Source organism: Williamsia sp. Y721, assembly GCF_059683565.1.
This window is the reverse complement of the sequence record NZ_JCASNH010000005.1, coordinates 412,159-433,515: the sequence shown is the minus strand read 5'-3', so window position 1 is coordinate 433,515 and position 21,357 is coordinate 412,159. Positions and strand designations below refer to the sequence as shown.

At 62.7% G+C, this 21,357-nt stretch carries 21 protein-coding genes and 4 tRNA genes; 13 read left to right on the top strand and 12 right to left on the bottom strand.

The window, feature by feature from the left end:
* Positions 1-60 precede the first annotated feature (60 nt).
* The gene (locus AC56PL_RS25525; protein ID WP_497155557.1) at positions 61-528 is read left to right on the top strand and encodes an SRPBCC family protein; all 468 of its coding nucleotides are present in this window, start codon (positions 61-63) and stop codon (positions 526-528) included.
* A gap of 21 nt (positions 529-549) precedes the next feature.
* Here AC56PL_RS25525 and AC56PL_RS25520 read toward each other — a convergent pair whose 3' ends face one another.
* Positions 550-720 carry a hypothetical protein gene (locus AC56PL_RS25520; protein ID WP_495517307.1) on the bottom strand — a complete coding sequence of 57 codons (171 nt, stop codon included), beginning with the start codon at positions 718-720 and terminating at the stop codon, positions 550-552.
* Positions 721-782: 62 nt separating this feature from the next.
* On the opposite strand from AC56PL_RS25520, the gene AC56PL_RS25515 reads away from it, so the two are divergent.
* On the top strand, positions 783-1,511 hold the full coding sequence (locus AC56PL_RS25515) for a guanylate cyclase (RefSeq protein WP_497155556.1): 729 nt from the start codon (positions 783-785) through the stop codon (positions 1,509-1,511).
* Between the two features lie 331 nt (positions 1,512-1,842).
* On the opposite strand, the gene AC56PL_RS25510 is transcribed toward AC56PL_RS25515, so the two are convergent.
* The 4 genes from AC56PL_RS25510 to AC56PL_RS25495 all read right to left on the bottom strand — a co-directional run bounded on the left by AC56PL_RS25510 (position 1,843) and on the right by AC56PL_RS25495 (position 6,476).
* A complete protein-coding gene (locus AC56PL_RS25510) occupies positions 1,843-2,898 on the bottom strand; it encodes a PHP domain-containing protein (protein ID WP_495517309.1) in 1,056 nt (351 codons plus the stop codon).
* Complete coding sequence (locus tag AC56PL_RS25505) at positions 2,895-5,114, bottom strand: MMPL family transporter (protein ID WP_497155555.1); 2,220 nt, start codon at positions 5,112-5,114, stop codon at positions 2,895-2,897. Before AC56PL_RS25505 ends, AC56PL_RS25510 begins: the two co-directional genes overlap by 4 nt.
* Before the next feature lie 181 nt (positions 5,115-5,295).
* Entirely contained in the window at positions 5,296-5,778 is a 483-nt protein-coding gene (locus AC56PL_RS25500) for a nuclear transport factor 2 family protein (RefSeq protein ID WP_495517311.1), read from the bottom strand.
* An 89-nt stretch (positions 5,779-5,867) separates the two neighbouring features.
* Positions 5,868-6,476, bottom strand: a complete 609-nt coding sequence (locus AC56PL_RS25495) for a TetR/AcrR family transcriptional regulator (RefSeq protein ID WP_497155554.1) — start codon at positions 6,474-6,476, stop codon at positions 5,868-5,870.
* Between the two features lie 107 nt (positions 6,477-6,583).
* Here AC56PL_RS25495 and AC56PL_RS25490 point away from each other — a divergent pair, with 107 nt between their 5' ends.
* The gene (locus AC56PL_RS25490) at positions 6,584-7,582 is read left to right on the top strand and encodes an oxygenase MpaB family protein (RefSeq protein WP_497155553.1); all 999 of its coding nucleotides are present in this window, start codon (positions 6,584-6,586) and stop codon (positions 7,580-7,582) included.
* Between the two features lie 15 nt (positions 7,583-7,597).
* Here AC56PL_RS25490 and AC56PL_RS25485 read toward each other — a convergent pair whose 3' ends face one another.
* A complete protein-coding gene (locus AC56PL_RS25485; RefSeq protein ID WP_497155552.1) occupies positions 7,598-8,353 on the bottom strand; it encodes a hypothetical protein in 756 nt (251 codons plus the stop codon).
* 273 nt (positions 8,354-8,626) lie between these two features.
* Between AC56PL_RS25485 and AC56PL_RS25480 the strand changes: the two genes are divergently transcribed.
* Positions 8,627-8,702: transfer RNA gene (locus AC56PL_RS25480), tRNA-Lys, on the top strand.
* A gap of 3 nt (positions 8,703-8,705) precedes the next feature.
* On the opposite strand, the gene AC56PL_RS25475 is transcribed toward AC56PL_RS25480, so the two are convergent.
* Positions 8,706-9,275, bottom strand: a complete 570-nt coding sequence (locus AC56PL_RS25475) for a TetR/AcrR family transcriptional regulator (RefSeq protein WP_497155551.1) — start codon at positions 9,273-9,275, stop codon at positions 8,706-8,708.
* A 104-nt stretch (positions 9,276-9,379) separates the two neighbouring features.
* On the opposite strand from AC56PL_RS25475, the gene AC56PL_RS25470 reads away from it, so the two are divergent.
* Positions 9,380-10,297, top strand: a complete 918-nt coding sequence (locus tag AC56PL_RS25470; protein WP_497155550.1) for an NmrA family NAD(P)-binding protein — start codon at positions 9,380-9,382, stop codon at positions 10,295-10,297.
* Between the two features lie 37 nt (positions 10,298-10,334).
* Here the strand turns inward: AC56PL_RS25470 and yidC are convergent, their stop codons facing one another.
* Both yidC and AC56PL_RS25460 read right to left on the bottom strand, forming a co-directional pair.
* The gene (yidC, locus tag AC56PL_RS25465; RefSeq protein ID WP_497155549.1) at positions 10,335-11,267 is read right to left on the bottom strand and encodes a membrane protein insertase YidC; all 933 of its coding nucleotides are present in this window, start codon (positions 11,265-11,267) and stop codon (positions 10,335-10,337) included.
* A 147-nt stretch (positions 11,268-11,414) separates the two neighbouring features.
* Entirely contained in the window at positions 11,415-11,729 is a 315-nt protein-coding gene (locus AC56PL_RS25460; protein WP_497155548.1) for a DUF6412 domain-containing protein, read from the bottom strand.
* Positions 11,730-11,916: 187 nt separating this feature from the next.
* Between AC56PL_RS25460 and AC56PL_RS25455 the strand changes: the two genes are divergently transcribed.
* The 3 genes from AC56PL_RS25455 to AC56PL_RS25445 all read left to right on the top strand — a co-directional run bounded on the left by AC56PL_RS25455 (position 11,917) and on the right by AC56PL_RS25445 (position 12,220).
* Positions 11,917-11,989: transfer RNA gene (locus tag AC56PL_RS25455), tRNA-Glu, on the top strand.
* A 36-nt stretch (positions 11,990-12,025) separates the two neighbouring features.
* A tRNA-Asp gene (locus AC56PL_RS25450) sits at positions 12,026-12,099 on the top strand.
* A 44-nt stretch (positions 12,100-12,143) separates the two neighbouring features.
* A tRNA-Phe gene (locus AC56PL_RS25445) sits at positions 12,144-12,220 on the top strand.
* A gap of 108 nt (positions 12,221-12,328) precedes the next feature.
* Here the strand turns inward: AC56PL_RS25445 and AC56PL_RS25440 are convergent.
* Positions 12,329-13,165 carry an SDR family NAD(P)-dependent oxidoreductase gene (locus AC56PL_RS25440; protein ID WP_495517317.1) on the bottom strand — a complete coding sequence of 279 codons (837 nt, stop codon included), beginning with the start codon at positions 13,163-13,165 and terminating at the stop codon, positions 12,329-12,331.
* Positions 13,166-13,263: 98 nt separating this feature from the next.
* Between AC56PL_RS25440 and AC56PL_RS25435 the strand changes: the two genes are divergently transcribed.
* Positions 13,264-14,070, top strand: coding sequence for an MmyB family transcriptional regulator (locus AC56PL_RS25435; RefSeq protein ID WP_495517318.1), 807 nt, complete (start codon positions 13,264-13,266; stop codon positions 14,068-14,070).
* Between the two features lie 65 nt (positions 14,071-14,135).
* Here AC56PL_RS25435 and AC56PL_RS25430 read toward each other — a convergent pair whose 3' ends face one another.
* A complete protein-coding gene (locus AC56PL_RS25430) occupies positions 14,136-14,732 on the bottom strand; it encodes a TetR/AcrR family transcriptional regulator (protein WP_482140625.1) in 597 nt (198 codons plus the stop codon).
* Positions 14,733-14,856: 124 nt separating this feature from the next.
* Here AC56PL_RS25430 and AC56PL_RS25425 point away from each other — a divergent pair, with 124 nt between their 5' ends.
* The 3 genes from AC56PL_RS25425 to AC56PL_RS25415 all read left to right on the top strand — a co-directional run bounded on the left by AC56PL_RS25425 (position 14,857) and on the right by AC56PL_RS25415 (position 17,767).
* Positions 14,857-16,107, top strand: a complete 1,251-nt coding sequence (locus tag AC56PL_RS25425; protein ID WP_497155547.1) for an MFS transporter — start codon at positions 14,857-14,859, stop codon at positions 16,105-16,107.
* A complete protein-coding gene (locus AC56PL_RS25420) occupies positions 16,104-17,018 on the top strand; it encodes an alpha/beta fold hydrolase (RefSeq protein WP_497155546.1) in 915 nt (304 codons plus the stop codon). Before AC56PL_RS25425 ends, AC56PL_RS25420 begins: the two co-directional genes overlap by 4 nt.
* A 239-nt stretch (positions 17,019-17,257) precedes the next feature.
* Positions 17,258-17,767 carry a DUF1269 domain-containing protein gene (locus tag AC56PL_RS25415; protein WP_497155545.1) on the top strand — a complete coding sequence of 170 codons (510 nt, stop codon included), beginning with the start codon at positions 17,258-17,260 and terminating at the stop codon, positions 17,765-17,767.
* 262 nt (positions 17,768-18,029) lie between these two features.
* On the opposite strand, the gene AC56PL_RS25410 is transcribed toward AC56PL_RS25415, so the two are convergent.
* Positions 18,030-18,467, bottom strand: a complete 438-nt coding sequence (locus tag AC56PL_RS25410; RefSeq protein ID WP_497155544.1) for a DUF6325 family protein — start codon at positions 18,465-18,467, stop codon at positions 18,030-18,032.
* A gap of 170 nt (positions 18,468-18,637) precedes the next feature.
* Between AC56PL_RS25410 and AC56PL_RS25405 the strand changes: the two genes are divergently transcribed.
* Complete coding sequence (locus AC56PL_RS25405) at positions 18,638-21,325, top strand: winged helix-turn-helix domain-containing protein (RefSeq protein ID WP_497155543.1); 2,688 nt, start codon at positions 18,638-18,640, stop codon at positions 21,323-21,325.
* The last annotated feature ends 32 nt before the right edge of the window (positions 21,326-21,357 follow it).

Sequence of the window (21,357 nt, the reverse complement as noted above, 5' to 3'; positions counted from 1 at the left end):
CGAGGTGGGAAAAGCCCGCGATGTCACTGGCGTGAGGCCGGATCGGAGTAGGTTGGCGCCATGGCTGATGCTGCTGTGTCGACAATTGATGTGGGTCCCCGCAAGATCGCACGCCAGGTTGTGGTGAATGCGCCTGCGGCCGAGGTTTTTGCGCTTGTCGCCAATCCGCACCGGCATCCCGAAATCGACGGGTCGGGCACGGTGCGCGACATTCCCGTCAAAGGGCCGGACAGGCTCAGCGAGGGCGCCAGATTCAGCGTCGGGATGAAGCAGTACGGATTCCCGTACAAGATCACCTCGAAAGTGACCGCGTTCGAGGACGACAAGCTGGTCGAATGGCAGCATCCGCTCGGTCACCGCTGGCGCTGGGAACTGCAGCAGACATCGCCGACCACCACCAAGGTCACCGAGACCTTCGACTACTCGACCGCTAAATCGCCGAAGATGCTCGAGGTCATGGGGTTCGACAAGAAGAACGGCGACGGGATCAGCGCGACGCTCCGGGCATTGGCTGCGCGGTTCGCCTGAGTCGAACCCTCCAGACGGACGTCACGGGGACTCGTCGGACGCGGCGGCCTCTTCGTATCGTTTGTGGAGCCGAGCCCGGATGTCGTCGGGCGTATATGAGTTCCGCTGGCGGACATCTCGGCCGACCAACACCCCACCTGCGGCCACCCCGACAACGCCCGCGAGTCCGATCCATTTCCACGCACTGTGCACCCGTCGAACAATAGCCGTCGAACAATCGTCGCGCCGCCGATAACCGCGGCGTCGCGCCGGTGATGCCTGCGGCGTTTAGTCTTTCGGGTGTGCATCCGAACAGGACCGAGGCGATCTCCCTCGACAAGGCGCTCGAGTCCACCCGTACCGGGGACGTATGGCTCTTTCGTGGCAAGTCCGGGCCCGATCGGGCGATCCAGGCGCTGACCAACAGTCCGGTCAACCACGTGGCGATGGCCGTTGTGCTCGACGACCTGCCGCCGTTGATGTGGCATGCCGAACTCGGCAACAAGCTGACCGATATGTGGACGGGGACGAATCATCGCGGCGTTCAGCTCAATGACGCGCGTGAGGCGGCGCTGCAGTGGATGGACAAATATGGCCAGCGCTGCTGGATTCGCCAGATCACGCCGTATGCGGGTCGGCAGCAGGAGGACCTGCTGCTCAAGGTGATTGCCCGCATGGACGGCACCGCGTTTCCGACGACCGCCAAGCTCGCCGGCCGGTGGTTCAAGGGGCGCGTACCCACGGCCGCCGACCTCACCAGGGGTGTACCGGTGCTGGACAAGAAGGTGCGTAACCGGATCAGCAAACGCAGAGAAGCCGAAGACAAGACCCGCCTGGAGACCGCCTATTGTGCCGAGGTCGTGGCGATGACCTACGAGGCGATGGGACTACTCGAGACCGATAAACGCTCGAATTGGTTTGACCCCGGCCGGTTCTGGAGCGGCGATACGTTGCCGATGGCCCCGGGATACGAGCTCGGTGCAGAAATCGCCGTCGAAAAATAGTCGGCGGCACAATGCCGTTGAGCGTGCTCCGTCGGACTCGAATGCTCCCCTGAAGGCTCACCCGGTGGTGGACGAAGCACGCTCGGTGGCGTCAATCTGGCTGTTTCGCAACCAGGACTGTCGTCTGTGGGTCGGGGGCGAGGGTGGCCGAATCAATCAAGCGCAACCCCCACTCCGTCTGTGTCGGCATCGAACTTCCGCTCCCGCAGGGTTCTGATTCTGACACAGAAGATCAAAATCGACGTCATTTTTCGCTAAACGACAAACAAAGTTCTCACGTCGGCGAAGTGGAGTCGCCGACTTTGCCCCGAATGGTTCAGGGCTGCGGGGATCACCGCCGAGAACCGCCCGCCCATTCGAGAAGTCGCGGCAAAGGCCAGGTGGTGACAATGCGGTCGGCTTCGATACCGAGGCTCTCCGCGCGCTGGCAGCCGAGCGTTTTGAAGTCGAGTTGACCGGGAGCGTGGGCATCGGAATCGATGGCAAACAGGCAACCGAGGTCCATGGCGATCCGGATGAGCTCGTCGGGCGGGTCGACACGCTCGGGTCGTGAGTTGATCTCGACTGCGGTTCCCGACTCGGCACAGGCCTCGAATACTTTGTGGGCGTCGAACTTTGACTGCGCGCGTTTGCCGCGGCCGCCGGTCACCAATCGGCCGGTGCAATGTCCCAGGACGTTCACGTACGGGTTGCGGGCAGCGGCCACCATCCGCCGTGTCATCGGCCCTGAATCCATGGCCAACTTGGAATGCACTGACGCCGTGACGATGTCGAGCTGATCGAGCATCGTGTCGGTCTGATCCAGCGAACCGTCGTCGAGGATGTCGACCTCGATGCCGCGCAGCAGCCGAAATCGATCGCCCAGTGCGCTGTTCATCTTGTCGACCACTCGGATCTGTTCGACCAGTCGCTCGGCCGACAGTCCGTTGGCCACCGTCAGGCGAGGGGAGTGGTCGGTCAGGGCCAGCCAGCTGTGATCGAGTTCGATCGCGGCCAAGACGACCTCGTCGATGGGCGATCCGCCGTCGCTCCAGTCGGAATGGCAATGCAGATCGCCACGAGCCGAGGCGTAGAGATCGTTGCCACCGGATGCCAGGGGTGCAGCGGCCTTCTCCTGCAAGGTCTTCAGATAGTCCGGTAGTTCACCGCCCACCGCCTGGGTGATCACCGTCGCAGTGGATTTCCCGATGCCGGGAAGATCGGTCAATCCGCCACTGGTCACCAGTGTGCGCAATTCGTCCGGCTTCAATTTCTGGACGACCTTCAGCGCCTTGCGGAATGCCTCGACGCGGTAGGTCCCCTCGCGGGCTCGTTCGAGCAGGAATGCGATGCGGCGCAATGCCTCCGCGGCACCGACCGGCGCACTCAGTGGTTCGACTGATCTCACTGGGTGAGTTTATCGCTGACCTTCGGCGTCTGGTCGGGCGTTGGCTCGTCCTCGTCCCGGTGCATCCCGTCGAGTCGTGGAATCCATTCGAGCCACGTCGGGAACCACCAATTGGCCTTGCCCAGGATCTCCATGGTCGAGGGCACCAACAACAGTCGGACAATACTGGCGTCGATGAGGACGGCCACTGCGAGGCCGACACCCAGGATCTTCAGGCTTCGGTCGGGCAGGAATGCCAGTGACATGAACACGCAGATCATGATCAGCGCAGCGCAGGTGATCACGCGGGCTGTGCTCGCGAGACCTTCTGCGACCGACGTGGTGGGATTACCGGTGTGTTCGTAGCGCTCCTTGATTCGTGAGACCAGGAAGACCTCGTAGTCCATCGACAACCCGATTGCGGTGACAAACAGCATCATCGGAACCCAGCTGTCGATCGGTCCGGGCCGACCGACACCGAAGATTTCCGCACCCCAACCCCATTGGAAGATGGCAACGATCACCCCGTACGCCGCACCGAGCGAGAGGACGTTGACGATCACGGCTTTGATCGGGACAACAATCGAGCGGAATGCCAGGACGAGCAGGATGAATGCTGCTGCCAGCACCGCCGCGATGGTCCAGGGAAGCAGGTCAAGGGTGACCTCGGCGTAGTCGATGGATCCGGCGCTCTGTCCGGTGATCTGAACATTGACGTCCGAATCGGAACCGAGGGTGTTGGGGATGGTCTCGTCACGCAGGCGGTCCACCAGCTCTGTGGTGGCCTCGTCCTGTGGGCCACTGGACGGGTTCACCGAAATGATCGAGATCTCTCGTCCGTCGGTTTGGCCCACCGGAAATGCCTGGTCCACACCATTTTCCGCAACATCCGGATCGGCGGCGATGGCGGTGCGCAAGGCCTCCAGTTCTGATTGCGGATTCGTGCCTGCCGGGTAGTCGGCGACCACGATCAGCGGCCCGTTGGCACCTACACCGAAGCCTTCGGTGACGTAGTCGTAGGCAACGCGGGTGGTGGCGCTGGTGTTTCGGTTACCGGCATCGGAGAATCCGAGCCGGAGCTGGAACGCCGGGATCGACAGGACGATGAGAATGAGCAACGCGACCGAGACGCCAACCCACGGCATCGCCTGAATGCGGGCACTCCACCTCTTCGCCCACACGCCTTCAAGTGCTTTGTCGGGGTCTTTGCCCCTCCGTTTACGTAGCCAGTGCAACGAGAGCCGATTGATGCGCGTGCCGATGACAGCGAGCAGCGCAGGTAGCAGCGACACCGAGGCGATGAGGGTGCCCAGCACGCCGGCAATGGCCGCGAAGGTCAGGGCCGGGCCGATGTCACCGCCGGAGATGAGGATGCCGCACATGGCGATGATCACGGTGCCGCCTGCGAACAGCACCGAACGGCCGGCGCGGAGCATCGCGATGGTCACGGCGTCGTTGACATCCAGTCCGTCGTGGATACCGGATCGGAAGCGGGTGACGATGAGCAACGCGTAATCGATTCCGACACCGATACCGATGATCAAGGTCAATGAGATGGCGAAGTTCGGGACATCCATGAAGTTCTGCACAAGGATGAGAACGGCTGCGCCGACGCCGACGCCGAACAGCGCCGACAGGATCGGAAGTCCTGCTGCCACAACAGATCCGAAGGCGACCAGCAAAATGATCAACGCAAGGAATACGCCGACTGCCTCCGCTGTGCCGTTCGGGGGCGCGTCGTCGAACCGTGGATCGCTGAATTCGACGTCCACACCGGCTATTTGGTTGTCTTCGGCGATGGCCTTGATGTCGTCGATCCGGTCCTGCACCTCGGCGTCGGTTCCGGTGCCCACGTCAAGTGGGGCCACCGCGATTCGGTCGTCGGTCGAGATCTGCGACTGCGGTCCGAAGGGGTCGGTGACACTGACCTCGGGAGAACTGGCGGTGATCTCGTCCACCAGCGCGGAGACCGCGGCCTCGACCTCTGGGTTTCGTACTCCGCCGTCGACGTCGGGTGCGGCAATCACTATTTGTGTCGCATTTGCCTGTTTCTCTTGGCCTGCTTGCTCCAGAAGCTCAGCGGCCCGGCCGGATTCGGTGCGGGTGTCTGAGGTGAAGGATGTGGTGGTCGGTCCGGCCCACATCGAGGCAGCGAAGATCGCGCCGATCAGAACAACCACCCAGCTTCCGATGATCAGCCAGCGGCGGCGAATGATAAATGCGGTATAACGGTCCATGGCGGCCTCCGGGGCTGCGGCAGATGGGACGGTTTACATCGACGTTCTCCATCTTGAACCAAGATGGAGCGTCGATCTATAAGGGATGACCCTGAGGTTCCAAGAAATTCATCGCCGACGCGCCACCAGTGCCCCGGATTTCTCCGGATGTGCTCTCTTCAGTGCTGTGGAGCTCTGATTTTCAGTTGTCGCCGGGGATCGCGACGTGAAAGCCTCCGGGCAGCGGTGAGATGTGTAAGCGGGTCAGCTTCGAACGGCTGATCCGCCAGCTGTCGCCGGTGCGGGTGTATTCCTCGTGGTAGTGACCGGACCCCGTGAGCCCCTTTTCCGGGCTGCCGCCTGCGTGCAGTTCGTCGGCCATCGCCCAGATCGCGTGTGCGGTGGTCGGGGAGTCGATGGTGATCTCCGGGGTGTGACCGTGGTGCACGGTGGTGATGCCCTCGAGGGATGCGGAGACCCGGTCGCGGATGATGTCGGCGCCGGTGATCGTCCAGGCACCGGAATCGAGGACTGCGTCGGGTGTGAACACCGCGGCGAACCCGTCCCAGTCCTTGGTGTCGAGCATCCGGAAATAGCGAGCCTTCAACTGCCGAATCTGTTCGATGGCAAGGAGTTTGAACAGGGCGTCCTGATCGAGCGACGCGTCGATTTCCGGCGATGACATGGAGTCGACGCTATCGAATGCGCAGCGGCTGCGTGGCCGATCGGGAAACTCGAAAGGGAGCGGTACTAAGGGGATTCGAACCCCGACCCCTACACGCGGATGGCGCGCAGCACCAGCCGGACGGCGTGGGCCACCACCGCGTCGAGATCGTCGCCGAGGTTTCCGGCAAGCCAGTCCTGGGCGAGTTCGGCCATGGCGCCGGTGTACATCGAGGCGCCGACCCGGGCGGCGACCGGGCTGGAGTCGGGGTGTGATTGCCCGCTTTCGGCGAGAACGACGTCGCGCAACATGTCCTGGGTGAGCGCCCGCCGCGAGATGAGCACCGGATTGGCCCGGGCGTCGGTGAACAGGACCCGGCCCCGGCGGGGGTCGGCGGAGCTGAAACCGAGCACCGCCCGGATGCCGGCAGCGGTCCGGTCGCGGACCGAGTCGGCGGAGTTCTCGATCGCATGCTCGACGGTTACGCCGAGACCTGCGGCCACGTGGTCGTACACCGCGCCGAGGAGGTCGTTGGTGTCTGTGAAGCTCTCGTAGAAGTAGCGGGTGTTCAGGCCGCATTCGCGGCAGACGGACCGGACCGATAGAGCAGCTTCACCGCCCGCGCCGAACAGCGTGAATCCGGCCTCGACGAGCAGCGATCGCCGCTCGGTGCGGCGATCGCTCAGCGGAACACCGGCCCAGCGGGTGGGGGTCGACATGACCGCAGCATACGTCCGGCCGCACGACTATTTCGAACTTCTGGTCACAGTCGTCACCAATCACTATTCTGGTCACATACGTATCCACACCTGGGAGGGGATGCTCGATGTTGCCACCGTTGCCTCATCAAATTGCTGGTCAGTGGATCAACCACCGTTTTGATCGGGATGTACGCAGTCACTATTTCCGCGGTATGGAGTTCGCTGGTCCGGAAGGCGATCCGGGGTGGTTCGGACCCGACAGCGCGGTATGGCACGTCCATTCGCATACCCCGGCCCTGATTTTCGGGTTGCAATGCGCTTCCTATCTCGAGCGCCTCGATCCGAGCATCTTCTGGATGGGTATGCATCATTCGCGGCTGGTCGGGAAGGACGAGTCGGGCCGGCCCACCGGTCAGCTCGACCCCGCCGGACTCTCGGTGCGGTTGGGTCATTCGGTGGCGTTCTTCATCGGAACCGCCTACGGCTCCACGGAAACCGCCGAGCGGCTGGCGCGGACCGTCCGGTCGATGCACCACACCATCAAGGGAACCCGGCCCGACGGTCTGCCCTACGACGCCGACGATCCAGAATGGTTGCGCTGGAACTACGCCACGGTCGTCTGGGGGATTGCCACCGCGCACGAGATCTACCACCCGCGGCCACTGCGCGGTAAGGCACTCGACCGGTACTACGGCGAGTTCGTCCGGGTGGGCCACGCCCTCGGTGGCGACGATCTGCCGACCACCAAAGCCGAGACGCTGGACCTGCTGAAGTCGTATGTGCCGAAACTCGGTCTGACTCACGGCAACGCGATGGCCACCGGGAACAATCTGACCGACCCGATACAGGGTGCAGTCGACTGGGCCATCCGCGACACCATGCCGAGCTGGGCGGCTCAACTCGTCATGTACAAGCCGCCGAACGCCCTCGAGCGCACCGCGCGGCGGACCGCGGTATGGACGTCCCTCAATGGTTTGTACGCGGCAATGGGTTCGATGCCGGAGTTCGAGGAAGCCAAGGCCCGCGTGGCCGGGGGTACAACGGTTCCCCACACCGAACCGACTTACGTCCTCGGCACCGATCCGGCGCTGGACCGCACGACGGTGGAGGCCGAACTCGTCTGAGCGGTCAGCCGATCGTCAGTCGACTTCCTGGAGTCCGACGGTCGGCAGGAAGTAGCAGGTGCCGCTCGAATGAGTGACCGACCCGACGACAAGCGACAGCACCATGCCCTGGCCGGTTTTGACCACTGCTGCCCTTGATCCCGCCTGGGGGAATCGGTTCAGGACGGTTTCCGCCGTAGCCACCGCGGCACGGGCCGCGACCTGTTGAGGTGCGGGGAGCTTGGCGACCTGTTTCTTGATCGGCGTCAGGATCGCGTCGGACAGGCTGCCCATCGGGACAAATCCACCCTGCATTGTATTGACGTTGAACCAACCCACATTCATGCCGGATTTGTTCGCGCTGTCGTTGACGATGCCTGCCGGGAAGAATCCGTAGAGAACCTCGCCTCTCTTGACGGCATTGAAGTCAAAAGGACTTGTCGGATCGGCAGCATTCTGAAGGGCTAGATAGCCGAGCCCCGGGGTTTGCGGTCCCGACATCGCGCCGGCGACTGCCGGCACAACCCCGAGGGGGGTGCCCGGTGCTTGTGAGCAGTTGACCGCGGCGGTCGGCCACAGGAAGGGGGCGAAGCCGAGCCTGCTGAGCTGCCTGTTGGCTGATTCGAGCTGCGCAGCGAGGTCGTTGGACAGTGCCGCTGGGGTTGCCTCGATGGCCGCCAAAGGGTTCGGTCGCGGTGCCGGGTCGGCCTGTGCCACCGGCGTCGCCGCGAGCGTGATCGCCATCGCGCCTGCGGCTCCGACTGTCATCAACCGCTTCAAACCCTTACGCATCAAGAACGCCCCGATCTGTTTTGTAATTTGTGAGCCCAAAAGAGGAGACCATAAAACTATTTCAAGTAGGTGAATTACCGCGAACCGGCGGAAACTGCATTCAATCAAATTCCGTGCAGGTTCTCTGATCGGGTACCGGTGTGGCGGCACCGGCGTGCGTAGGACAAACCCGCCCTGGGGAGCCTCGACCCGCCGAGTCCATGCCCCGTTTTCGTCTCCGGCGGGTCCGTCTGTAAACTCCGTAGCGCACTGAAACCGGTGGTTCCAGAGCATGCCCCTTTAGCTCAGTTGGTAGAGCTACGGACTTTTAATCCGCAGGTCGACGGTTCGAGCCCGTCAGGGGGCACCACGTTCACCCGGGTAATCCTCGCGGGCTGATGCCCTCGAGGGTCAGGGTGAGCAGACGACGTGCTTCGGCACTGGGGTTCTGGTGATGTTCGGTGGCCAGCGCGAGGCCCGTGACGAGCGTGATCAGGTCTCCGAGAGTGATTCCCGGCCCCACGGCCCCTGCCTGTATTGCTCGTTGCAGCAGTGGGCCTGCTGAACCCGATAGTTTTGCGGCGCAGGCATCGACGTGGTCTTGATCGTCTATGGCACCTCCGGCCAGCAGATCGGCCAGCCCACGCGCCGACGTCGCGTAATCGGTGAGCGCACCCAGCCAGTCGAGTAATGCCGCGCGGGCATCAGGCGCATCGGCCAGTGCTGAAGCCCGGGTACACAACGCATCGGTCCGTTCGGCGAACACCGCCTCCAACAAGGCCTGCTTGCTCGGGAAATGGCGGCGCACGGTCGCCGAACCGACACCAGCGGTCCGGGCGATCTGTTCCATCGATGCGTCGGCGCCATGCGCGGCGACCTCTTCTTCGGCGACGGCCAGGATCCGCGTGTAGTTGCGCCGCGCGTCGGCGCGTTGAACGGTCATCGATCATCTCCGGGGTTGCTAAGTGGCGGGGGCCGCCGTTAGTCTAGCGGAAGCTAAGTGGCGGGCCTCGCCACTTATTCTTCTATTGCCTCCCAGGGGAACTCATGACTACTGATACCGCACCCGTACTAGTTGCCGGCGCCACCGGCCGGCAGGGGGGTGCCGCCGTGCGTGCACTGCTTGCGGCGGGTACCCCGGTGCGGGCACTGGTGCGCAATCCCGGGACCGACCGTGCGAAAGCTGTTGCAGCACTTGGTGCCGAGCTCGCGGTCGGCGACCTCGACGACCGCGAATCGCTCACCCACGCCGCACAAGGGGCGCGGGCCGTCTTCTCCATCCAGATGCCGGACATCGCCGGGCGTGCATTCGAAGGAGAACTGGCGCAGGGGATCAACCTCATCGAGGCCGCGAAATCCGCCGAAGTGCCACAGTTCATCTACACGGCGGTGTCCGGAATTGCCGGCTACACCGAGACCCCCGGCTGGGCCGAAGGACGATGGGCGGTCCTGGAGCCAGTCCTGGGCACGAAATCGGCCATCCAGAAACACGTCCGGACAGCGGGCTTCGAGCACTGGACGCTGATCAATCCCAGCACCTTCATGGAGAACTTCCTGCCTTCGCAGGCGTACATGCTGCCCCGCGGCGTCGACGGTGGACTGGTGAGCCTTCTCAAACCGACGACCGAGGTGTCGCTTGTGGCAGTCGACGACATCGGTGCCGCGGTCGCGGCCATCGTCGCCGAGCCTGCGAAGTTCCATGAGGTCGAACTGGAGCTGGCCGGCGACTTCCTGTCGATGACAAAGATCGCCGAAACACTGTCGCGTCACCTCAATGCCGATTTCACCGCCCCCGACATGACCCTGGGGGAGGCCATTGCCGCAGGGATGCCGCCGATGGGCATCGGACTCGACTGGATGAACGTGGCCGTCCAGCCTGCCCGGCCGCAGTTTGCCCGTGCCCTCGGAATCTCCGTCACTCCATTCGACGACTGGGCGCGCAAGCGTCTTCCGGAGGTGGAATAGCGCCTGCGCGCCCAGGCGGTGTGCAGTACGCGTGGCGTCAACGCTTGCCGCGTCGTCCTCGCCCTGGCGCGGGCCGCGCACCCGGCGGCGGACCGGTGGGCTGCGTCTTCAATGCGACAGTTTGCGCAGTGACCTCTTCGGCATCGAGCCTGCGTAGCACCCAGTGCTGTTGTGCCAGCGTCCAACCGTTGTTGGCCACCCAGTAGATGAGGATGGCGATTGGCAAAAACGGTCCGCCCACGATCGCGCCGACCGGGAACACCCACAGTGCGAGGTTGTTCATCATCGCCATCTGAGGTGTGGACGAGGTGGCCGTACTGCGTGCCAGGTTGGCGCGGGCGGTGAAGTGGGTGGCCACCGCGGCGATGACCATCAACGGGATCGCGACCAGTGCGATCGCCAGGCGGCTCACATCACCGAACGCTTCGAGTTGCTCGACAGGCATCGTGATCGTCGCCGAGAGTGGTGCGCCGAACAGTTTGGCATCGAGAAACGACTGCACGTCGGTGGCCGAGAAGATGTAGTTCGGTGTGTTGGCGTTCTCTTCGATGCTCAACGGGTCGGAGTCGAGGAACGGGATCCCGGTGCCACCGCCGGTGCGGTTGAACGACCGCAGAACGTGGAACAGTCCGAAGAACACCGGGATCTGGAGCAGGACCGGCAAGCATCCGAGTAGGGGATTGACGCCGTGGTCGCGTTGCAGCGTCTGCGTTTCCGTCGACAGGCGTTGCCGGTCGCCCTTGTGTTTGCGCTGCAGCTCTTTGATCTTGGGTTGCAGCTTTTGCATCTGCCGTTGCGTACGAACCTGTTTGATGAACGGCCGGATGAGTATCAGCCGCAGGGTGAACACCAGGAACACCACTGCCAGCGCCCAGCCGATGCCGCTGTCGGAACTTTGGAGGATGAAGGCGAAAACCTTGTGCCAGAACCACAAAATGGCAGATACGGGATAGCAAATGATGTCGAGCATGAAAGCACCTCACTGGCGGGCGCGTCGACGACAAGGCGCTGGGCGGTCTACACAGGGCCTGATGAATCGACGCGGCGATGGGTCTACGAGGACAAAAGAAACTCGTGTCGACCAGCCGGTGAGAGGAAGATTCCGGTCACACGGAACTCAGGCTGGTCGTAGACCGCTTCCGGGTGCTCTGGGACGTGGGCGGCCATCAGTGTCGGGGTTCGTCTGCCGTCGGAAGGACCCGCGCAGGCAGCGTTCGTCACTCGCCGGGCCGGTGCTCCCGACCGCCACGAGAAGAAGCAGGTCGCGTGAACGGTCGAGCGTGAAGGCGGAGAGCAGCAGGACTGCGACCGAGGCGCCGACCGCAACCATGCCGGCCTGACTGTCGAGCGAGACGGGAGCGGCAACCAGGAAAAGCGTTGCCAGGACGGGTGCTAGCACCCACCTGCTCATCGCGACCACCCCCGAGATCATGTGACCGAACATACAGCAGGGGCTGGTTCGGCGTCGTCGAGCCGGGAGCGTGATCGGCCTGCTGTCGATCCAGACGTTTGGCCGGCGAAAATCGTCGTGTCAGCCAAAAAACAGCACCTGGCCTGCTGATTTGGGAATTGCTGTGTACGTGTCATATTCTGATTCAGCTCCCAAACGGAGAACACCGGCCCCCTTCGTCTAGCGGCCTAGGACGCCGCCCTTTCAAGGCGGTAGCGCGGGTTCGAATCCCGTAGGGGGTACGCAATGCCATCGTGCGCAGATGGCAAAGCACGCATGGCCCTGTAGCGCAGTTGGTTAGCGCGCCGCCCTGTCACGGCGGAGGTCGCGGGTTCGAGTCCCGTCAGGGTCGCAAGAAATTTCGACTAGGTATCCAGGTTCGCCCGGATATCGTTCGGCCAGGTAGCTCAGTTGGTACGAGCGTCCGCCTGAAAAGCGGAAGGTCGTCGGTTCGATCCCGACTCTGGCCACCACTAGTTTTCCCAGCTCACAGGCTTAGCGCCTTCAGTCCGGTCCTCCGCGAGGATCGGATTTTTTTGTTCCATGGGTCCGATCGGCCCGTGTGCAGCAACGTATTTCGGCTACTGCTGGGCGAGTTTGCTGATGTCCTCCCATTGCGACCATTCCGCCAGGCGACGTTCGTAGATGCCCTGGACGATGCCGAGGGCTTGGCCGCCGAAGACGACGCGTAGCGGGGGCTCTGGACTGTCCACGACTCGCAGAAGTGCGTCAGCGGCGCGCTCAGGGGATCCCGAGACCTGGCTTCCGCGTCGTGCGGCGGCGGCGGCGCGCAGCGGCTCGTACTGGGGCAGGGGAGCGGAATGACGAGACGATGCGCCTGCCCAGTCCGTTTCGTATCCACCCGGTTCGACGATGGTGACCTTGATGCCGAATGGTGCGACCTCCAGGGCAAGAGACTCGGAAATGGCCTCCAGCGCCCACTTCGACGCGTGGTACGCCCCGAGATTGGCGAACGCGCCGATCCCACCGAGACTGGAGATCTGGATGATGCGCCCGCGTCCCTGGTCCCGCATGATCGGGATCGCCGCCTGAGAGGTCCACAGGGCGCCGAAGAGGTTGGTCTCGAGCTGTGAGCGAAGATCGGATTCGGACAGCTCCTCGACGGTACCGAAGTGCCCATATCCGGCGTTGTTGACCAGAACGTCCAGTGTTCCAAGTTGTTCCGCAGCCTGAGCGACCACAGCCCGGGCCCGGTCGCGGTCCGTGACGTCGAGGGTGTCGATGTACAGCTGATCCGGATAGATGTCGCGCAGGTCCTCGAGATCGGATGCGTTCCGCACGGTGGCGGCGACGAGGTCGCCACGCTCGAGCGCTGCTGTTGCGTAGGCTCGTCCGAGGCCTCGGCTCGCGCCCGTGATGAGCCAACGGGTGGTGGATTGTTCGTGTGTTCTTGTCATGTGTTCCAGCGTCGCGCGACGGGCGGCGCTGTGGAACGCCGCTCCCTTCCTGGGTGCGCCGCACCCATTGACGAACATGCGGCACTAGCATCGGCGGGATGCCATCGTCGCTGGGCGAATTCCTTGCCCTTCACCGTTCCCGAGTGCAGCCGACCGACGTCGGCCTGAGCAGCAACGACCGGCGCAGGGTGCCCGGTCTTCGTCGCGAAGAGGTGGCGCTGCTCGCCGATGTCAGCGTCGACTACTACATGCGGCTCGAGCAAGGCCGTGAACTGTCGCCATCGGCTCAGGTTGCGCGCTCGATCGGTCGCGCACTGCTGCTGGACGAGCACGGCTTGACCCACCTGTACCGCCTGGCCGGGCTCACGCCTCCTCGCGCGACGCCTACTGCCGGAATCGTCGAACCCGAGTTGACCGCGCTCATCGACGAATGGCCGCAGCATCCGGCGATAATTCTTGGTCACGCGTTCGACGTCATCGCGACCAATGCGCTGGGGGAGAAGCTGTTCATGGGTTTTCCCGGCACGCGCAATCTTTTGGAATCGGTGTTCTGCGATCCGGTTGTTCGCGCGTTGTATGCGGATTGGGCTGCGGTGGCCGCGAGCACGGTTGCGGGGTTTCGATTGTTGGAGACGGCGCAGCCCGACGATCCGCGGGTCTGTGAGGTGCGCGATGGACTACTGGCCTCCGACACCGAGTTCGCCGCCATGTGGACGGATCACGAGGTGCGCGGACGTCGCCTGAAGACCAAGGGGTTTCGGCATCCGGTCGTCGGCGACCTCGAACTACACATCCAGACCTTCGATGTGCGCTCGGCACCCGGCCAAGAACTCGTGATCTATCGCGCGGAGCCGAATTCGCCGGCCGCGGCCGCGCTGGAGAAGCTCAAGGACCATGGTCACTGATCGTTGTCAGTGGTATCTGGCCACCCAATGGTCGACGCCACATTCACCGTCGGAAACCAGAATCTCTAACGCGTAGGGCTCGGGGGAGTCATCGTTTCGACAGTCTGTACGGCCATCCGCGCAATTGTTTCAAGCTCTTCGGCGGTTGACCCGGCACGATCCATGACTGCAAGTGCTTGGTTGGTGCTCACCACGAACAGGGCGACATTGTCGGCGATCAGCTCGTCGACGAAAGAACCAGAGATCGCCGCCCGGATGCGCCCACGCTGGCGCCCGAGCAGTTCCTTGACGTGATCACGGTTCGCTTCATCGAGAGTCGGTGCGGCCGCAGCGGATAGAGCGACCAAGCATCCGCCGGGCATCGTCGGTTCGGCGATGCGCGCCAAGATGACGTCGAAGAACGCGCTCACTGCGGCGGCCGGATTGTCGGGATGAGCGTTCAGGGCAGCGTCGTACTGCTCACCGAAGGTGTCAGCGTAACGGTCCAGGGACAGTCGGAACAGCTCTTGCTTACCTCCGAATGCTCCGTAGAGAGAGCCTTTGCCGAGGCCCGTTGCAGCACCGATGAGGTCGAGAGATGTCTCGGCGTACCCGCGTTCCCAGAACACGGTCATCACCTGGTCGAGTGCCTGGTCGACGTCGAACTGTTTTCGTCCCGCCATTTCGATTCCTTTCATTCACCTACGATCATACCGCCAAATTTGACCGATCGTTCCAACTATGTTGGACTGATTGGACCAAGATGGTGTTGCGGATTCGAATTCCGTGGCAGGAGAGGCTGATCCGATGACTGTGCAGGATGACAAGCCGATCGTGTTGGGGATGACGCGGCGGCGGACGGTCGGGTTCTGGCTCGTGGTGGCCATTTACGGTCTGGTGATGATGGGCGGCACCATGCCGATTCCGCTCTATCGGTTCTGGGCGCCGGAGATGCATTTCGGATCGTTTGCGACAACGCTGATCTTCGCCGCCTACGCCTTCGGCGTGGTCATCGCACTACTTGTCCTGGCGTCGTTATCCGATCGGCTCGGCCGCCGCCCCGTGCTTGTGGCGGCGCTGGTTGTTCTGGGCGTGAGTACCGTGATCTTCCTCGCCGCAACAACTTTGGCCCATCTCGTGGTGGCTCGATTCGTATTCGGCTTGGCCGCTGGGGTGATCACGGCAACCGCGACCGCTGCCCTCGGCGAGCTTGCCGGGCGGGACCGCGCACACCTCGCCGCCGCGATGGCCACCGTGGCGAACATGGGTGGGCTCGGATTGGGGGTCCTTGGATCGGGACTTCTCGCACAGCTGCTCAAAGATCCCGTGCACCTGGTGTTCTGGCTATATCTCGGCGGGCTCGGGATCTCTGTCCTGGCCGCGTTCGCCATTCCTGAGACGGTAGACCGCCGCCCGGGTACTCGACTTCACCTCCGTCGTCCTGCTGTTCCCAGCGGACCGGAGCGTGGCACCTTTGTTCGCCTAGCGTGCCTGGTCTTCGCTGCCTTCGCGGTGAACGGCCTGTTCTCGTCCCTCGTTCCGTCGTTCTTGACGGGACAGTTGGGAATCGGCAATGGTGCTGTTGTCGCGGGGGTCGTCAGCATCGTGTTCTTTGCGGCACTGGTCGTGCAGTTCGTCCCGCATCCGCCATGGCTTGCGGATCGGTTCGCCGGACCGTCTGCTCTGGTTGTCGGCGTCAGTGTCTTCGAAGTCGGACTTCTGGGGAACTGGCTGGCCCTGTTTGTCGCCGGGACCGTCGTCGCGGGCGTGGGCGTGGGGCTGATCTTCGGGCAAGGTATCGAAATCGCGCAGCGCCTCGCCGATCCCGACCGTCGTGCCGATCTGGTCGCGACCTATTTCCTGGCCGCCTATCTCGGGACAACGATTCCCACTCTCGCGCTCGGCGAGTTCGATCAGCTCTTCGGGGTCACAGTCTCGACTCTCCTCTTGGTCGTGGTGATTGTGACTGTCGTCGGCGCATCAACAATGTCGTTCCGGCGGGATGTCGAACCATCCCGCGCCGGCACGTCCAATTCGAAATCAGGAGTCCAATCATGAAGTCTGTCAATGTCACTCGCGCAGGGAGTGCATCCACCGTCCCGAACTTGCCTGCCGGCTTCGCGGAACGATTCTCCAGTTCCATCATCGACACCGGCCGAGTTGGGCTGCACGCGGTCACCGGCGGCAATGGGCCGGCGCTACTGCTTGTCGCAGGGTGGCCTCAAACCTGGTACGCCTGGCGTCATGTGATGCCGGCGTTGGCCGACAGGTTCAGCATCGTTGTTGCTGACCCGCGCGGGATCGGGCTGTCGGACAAACCGGAGGGCGGCTACGACACCGCAAGTCTGGCTCGCGACATGGTCGGCTTGATGGCAGCGCTCGGACACTCCAGGTTCTCCATGGTCGGCCACGACCTCGGCGTGTGGACGGGCTATGCGCTGGCTGCAGATCACCCGGGCGTGCTGGATCGGTTGGTCGTCGCGGAAGCGGCGATCCCCGGGCTGACTCCGTCGGCTCCGATCTTCAGCGACTCGTCTGTCAACGAAAAGCTGTGGCATTTCGCCTTCAACCGTCTACCGGCGTTGAACGAAATCCTCGTCCGGGGACATGAATACGACTTCTTTGCCGAGCAATTCCGCACCAAGGCCGCGACGCCGTCTGCGATCCCGGACTACGCAATCCGCGAGTACGTCGACGCGATAACCCGAGATCCAGTCGGCCTGCACACCAGCTTCGAGTTCTACCGCGCTCTCGATACGACGATCGCGCAGAACAGGATTCGTCAACAGCAGCGCCTCACCCTGCCCGTTCTCGCCATCGGTGGAGCCCTGGGGTGGGGTGAAGGCGTTGGCGTCACGATGCAAGTCGGGGCCGATGACGTCACCACCAGGGTCATCTCAGACGCCGGACACTATCTGTTCGAGGAGAACCCGTCGGCGGCGATTGAATTGCTTCTCGAGTTCCTCTGAACTGGGAAACCGTCACCGGGTACGCAGGGAGTGTCGGGCCGAGCATGCAGCGACGGGAAACAAAGCCAATTTGCTTTCAGCGATTGCCATGTGCAGCGGTGAAACGAGACACTGCTTTTGGAGTGTAATTCGGCGAGCTCGGTGCTCGACATCACTCTGTACGGGTGAGGACAGGCGTAGCCGGGCTGTGCAGTCTGGGTCTGTGGTCAACCGACTGCATCAACGCCGGAAGCGAGAACATGATGGGCAAGAACGACGAAACATTCATTTACATCGCGACATATTCGAGCGAGGCCGCGGCCCAAAGCGACTACGAGGCGGTCAAAGAACTGCATGCGGGAGGTCTGGTCGGCTCGTATGACGCAGCTGTCGTCACGAAGGACGCCAACGGCAAAGTGCACGCAAACAAGGATGAAACAGCGACTCGCCACGGTGCATGGGGAGGGATTGCCGCCGGCGCGGTGCTGGGTGTGATCTTTCCGCCATCTGTCCTTGCAACGGCGGCCCTCGGTGGCGTTGTCGGGGGTGTGAGTGGGCACCTTGCCAAAGGCATGTCACGAAAGGACGTGAAGCATCTCGGCGATTTCATCGACCCCGGCCAGGCGGGACTCGTCGTCGTTGGTGAAAGCAAGGTCAAGGAAGCGATTCAGAAGGCCGTGAAGCAAGCCGAGAAGGATGTTGCCGAAGAACTCGGCATCGACCCGAAAGACGTCGATCACGTCCTTCAGGACGCTCTGAAGGACTTGTAGGTCCTGGCGCCAATTTGTATACGTGGTAAATAGCTAACAATAGAGACGATGACGCGCGCGATCTAGGCAGGCGGTGCGGTCGGAGGCCGACGGGATGGTGGGCAGTCGGACGCCGGGTCCGGCGTTTTTGGGGTGGGAGCGCCGTGGCGACGTTTGATTGCCTCGTCGACCACAGCGGCAGTGTCGCCGATTGATCTGGTCCGGATGACTGGGTGACCGATGACCGCTTGGCGGTCGATGCGTCCTGGACGTAAGGGCATTGTCAGTCCTCCGGGTGTTCTGACTTGAGAGTGGCAAGGATGGCCTGCACGGGTATCCGTCCCTCCGCGATGATCGTTCCTCCCACCTCCCGGCTGGCTGCCGCGATGGGGGTTACGGCAGTGTGTTCCCAAATGATTGCCGCAGCTCTGGCGCCAGGTCTGACTGCCATGGCAAGGTTCACCACGTCTTCATAAGCCAAAATTTCTGCGAGGGTGCGCTCCACGGAAGCAAGTTCTGGTTGGTCGAGCTCTTCGAACTCGATCACATCGATTTCGCCCGTCGCAGATTTCGTGATGATGAGTAGATCGAGCACTCGAATGACCTCATGGTCGACGAGCGTGGCGATGGACCGAGCCAGGGTGAGATCGAGCCTTTGGTTGCCGTCTTTGAGTTCGATCAGCACATAGTCGATCGGGCCCAATTGAGATTGCTGTTGCATTAACCAACCTTCCTAGGTGGCCCTAAACCGACCGACAAGGACAAGTCAGGTGTTCTGGGCATACGCCTCAGCAAATATTCGACGATGTCCAGGTGAAGTTGTCATCATCCGAAGCGGGTGAGGGGTCGTCACGCCTACTATCAGGGGTGGCCCACTGCAGGGTGACGATCGTGGGCACCGATGAGAAGGTGATACCTGCGATGGCACACGAGTTCAGCGGTGCCTTGAAGTTGAGGGCCACCAGGCCGGAGTTACCTCCGCGGTTCCTCCAGCGTCCGCGTCTTGATTCGATCCTCACCGGGGGATCCCGGCGTCCGGTCACCATCGTTTGTGCAGGTGCCGGCTATGGCAAGACTCTGGCAATCGCGGCATGGCTCCGGCGAGGCAACTTGCCGGGCCCGGTTGCGTGGTTGACCATCGAAAACGGTTACGACTTGCGAAGCTTCTGGACAGACCTTCTCGACGCCCTGCGAATTTCTGAGGTCCTTCCTCACGGTAGTCCGCTGTGGGAGATTGCGCCGGGCCCGCAATTTGGAGAAGGTGAGCTGAACCGCATTCTGGAGGCGTTGATCCGACTGCCGCGGCCGGTGGTGCTCGTGCTCGACGACTTTCAGAACATAGAAGACACTCAGGTGCTCAACTTCATGAATCATGTTGTGGATCAACGTATACCGCAATTGCGCTTGATGTTGGCGACGCGGAACGAGGCGCCGCTGCGGCTGTCACGCTTGCGCCTGGCCGGCCATGTCACCGAGATCGGAGCGGACGATCTGGCGTTCACTGCGGGGGAGGCGCACGGGGTCTGTGTCCTGAGTGGGCATCTTCTGGCAAGGCACGACCTGGCTGATCTCTTACGGCGAACCCAGGGTTGGCCGGCAGGTATCCGCTTGGCGTTGCTGAACCTCAGTGACCCTCGGACGACGTCGGATGCCGGGCTGAAGGGATTTGGCGGAGACAATCGACGGGTCGCAGAATATTTGCTCGAGGAAGTCCTTGACCAGCTCACCGCCGGCGACCGTAGCTTCCTGCTTGCAACCAGTGTCGCCGATCAATTGACTGCCGAGTTGGCGAGGCATTTGACAGGGCGGGCTGATAGTCGACGAGTGCTTGAAACCCTGGTGGACCGAAATGCTCTGACAGTCCGACTGTCAGACAGGCCGAACTGGTTTCGATACCACCCATTGCTACGTGAACTGTTGCAGGACAGGCTTGCTGCCGAGAATCCCGACAGTGCATTCGAACTCAACGGTCGTGCGGGTGATTGGCATGCAGCGCAGGACGAACCGATAGTCGCGATCAAGCACTACTCGCTGGCGCGAGATTGGGTGGCGGTGTTGCGGGTTCTCGGAACCGTCGCTCTGCCCTTGATTCTCTCGCCGCAGTCGGCTGCCCTGGCGTCGGCGCTCTCTGTGGCGGCTGCGGAGGCGGCTCAACGCCCGACGGCGCCGACACTGTTGGCGGCGATGGTGTGTGCGTATCAGCGGCACGACTTCGAGTCGATGTCGCGGTACGCCGAGGACGCCGCCGAGCTACTCGAAGGTGGCGTCGACGTAGAACACGCGGCCACGATCCTCATCGCGGTGGCCCGACTGGTGCATGCGAGAACGCATTCGCCCGAGGCGATTGTCGGTGCTGCCGATCGGCTGTTGGAGTTGGCAAACAATCTTCCACGGCAACAGTTTCCGGCCGCGGGTGCTTACGCACTGATCGCCTCGAACAACCGGGCCATCGGTCTGACACTTGAGGGGCGGTTCGACGAGGCATATTCGGACCTGACAGCAGCGCGGGCGGGCGCTGAGCGCAGCGGATTGGGCATCTTGGAGGTGGCGGCAACGTCCTATCTCTCGCTCATCGATGCCCTGGTCGGGGACCTGGTTCGAGCGCGGTCCGAGTCGGCTGTTGCGTTCGACATCGCCGAGCGTCGCGGGTGGGTCAATGAACCGCAGCGGCTCGCCGCCGTGGCGTCCGCGACCCTGGTTCATTTGCAGACCAATGAACTCGATGCCGCACAGGACCATATTGATTCGGCTCTGTCCTCGGCCCTCCCGGACACCGACATCGCCGCGCGGCTGATCATGTACATCGCCGCCGTGGGGGTTGCGACCTTGCGCCGCGATGTCGTCGAAGCACGAGTGCGGCTCAAGCGCCTCATCGCCGAGCAAGACAGCATCGGCGGGCTGTCGGACTTGCTGACCCGCTGGTCGCGGGTGACACACGCCGAAGTCCTGCTTTTGGACGACAAACCAGGCGACGCCCTGGCCATGGTCGACGATCCCGGTGAAAGGAACGATTTTGCGTCAGCTCTCGAACGCGTCACACGGGCAAAGGCATTCCTGGCCATCGCCGATCCAGCCGGAGCGTTGACGGCTCTGGGGCCGAACGAGGGATTCAACAACTATCGAGTCCAGGCCACAGAAGCCGCCATCGTCGAGTCGATCGCGAACCTGCGTCTTCATCGCGACGTCGATGCCGTGGCTCGGTTCGCAGATGCGGTGGCGTTGGCGCAACCGATGGCGATGATCGCTCCATTCGTCATGGCAGGCGCACAGATCGAGACTCAATTGAGTCGACAGGAACACCTCTCCACCGGTTACAGCAACTTCGTTGCCGAACTGATCGCGACTGCTGGACCGACCACCACGCCTGCCGCGGAGATACACATCGTTCCACCGTTCACCGACCGCGAGCTCGCGGTCCTGCAGTACCTGCCCACGCTGCTCAGGGCCTCCGACATCGCGACCGACCTGTTCATTTCGGTCAACACTGTGAAAACCCATCTGCGCGGCATCTACAGCAAACTGGGTGTGAACAACCGCCGCGAAGCGGTGCAGCAAGCTCGATTCTACGAGTTGTTGTGAACTGCAGCATTTCCCACCAGGCAGACGTCAAC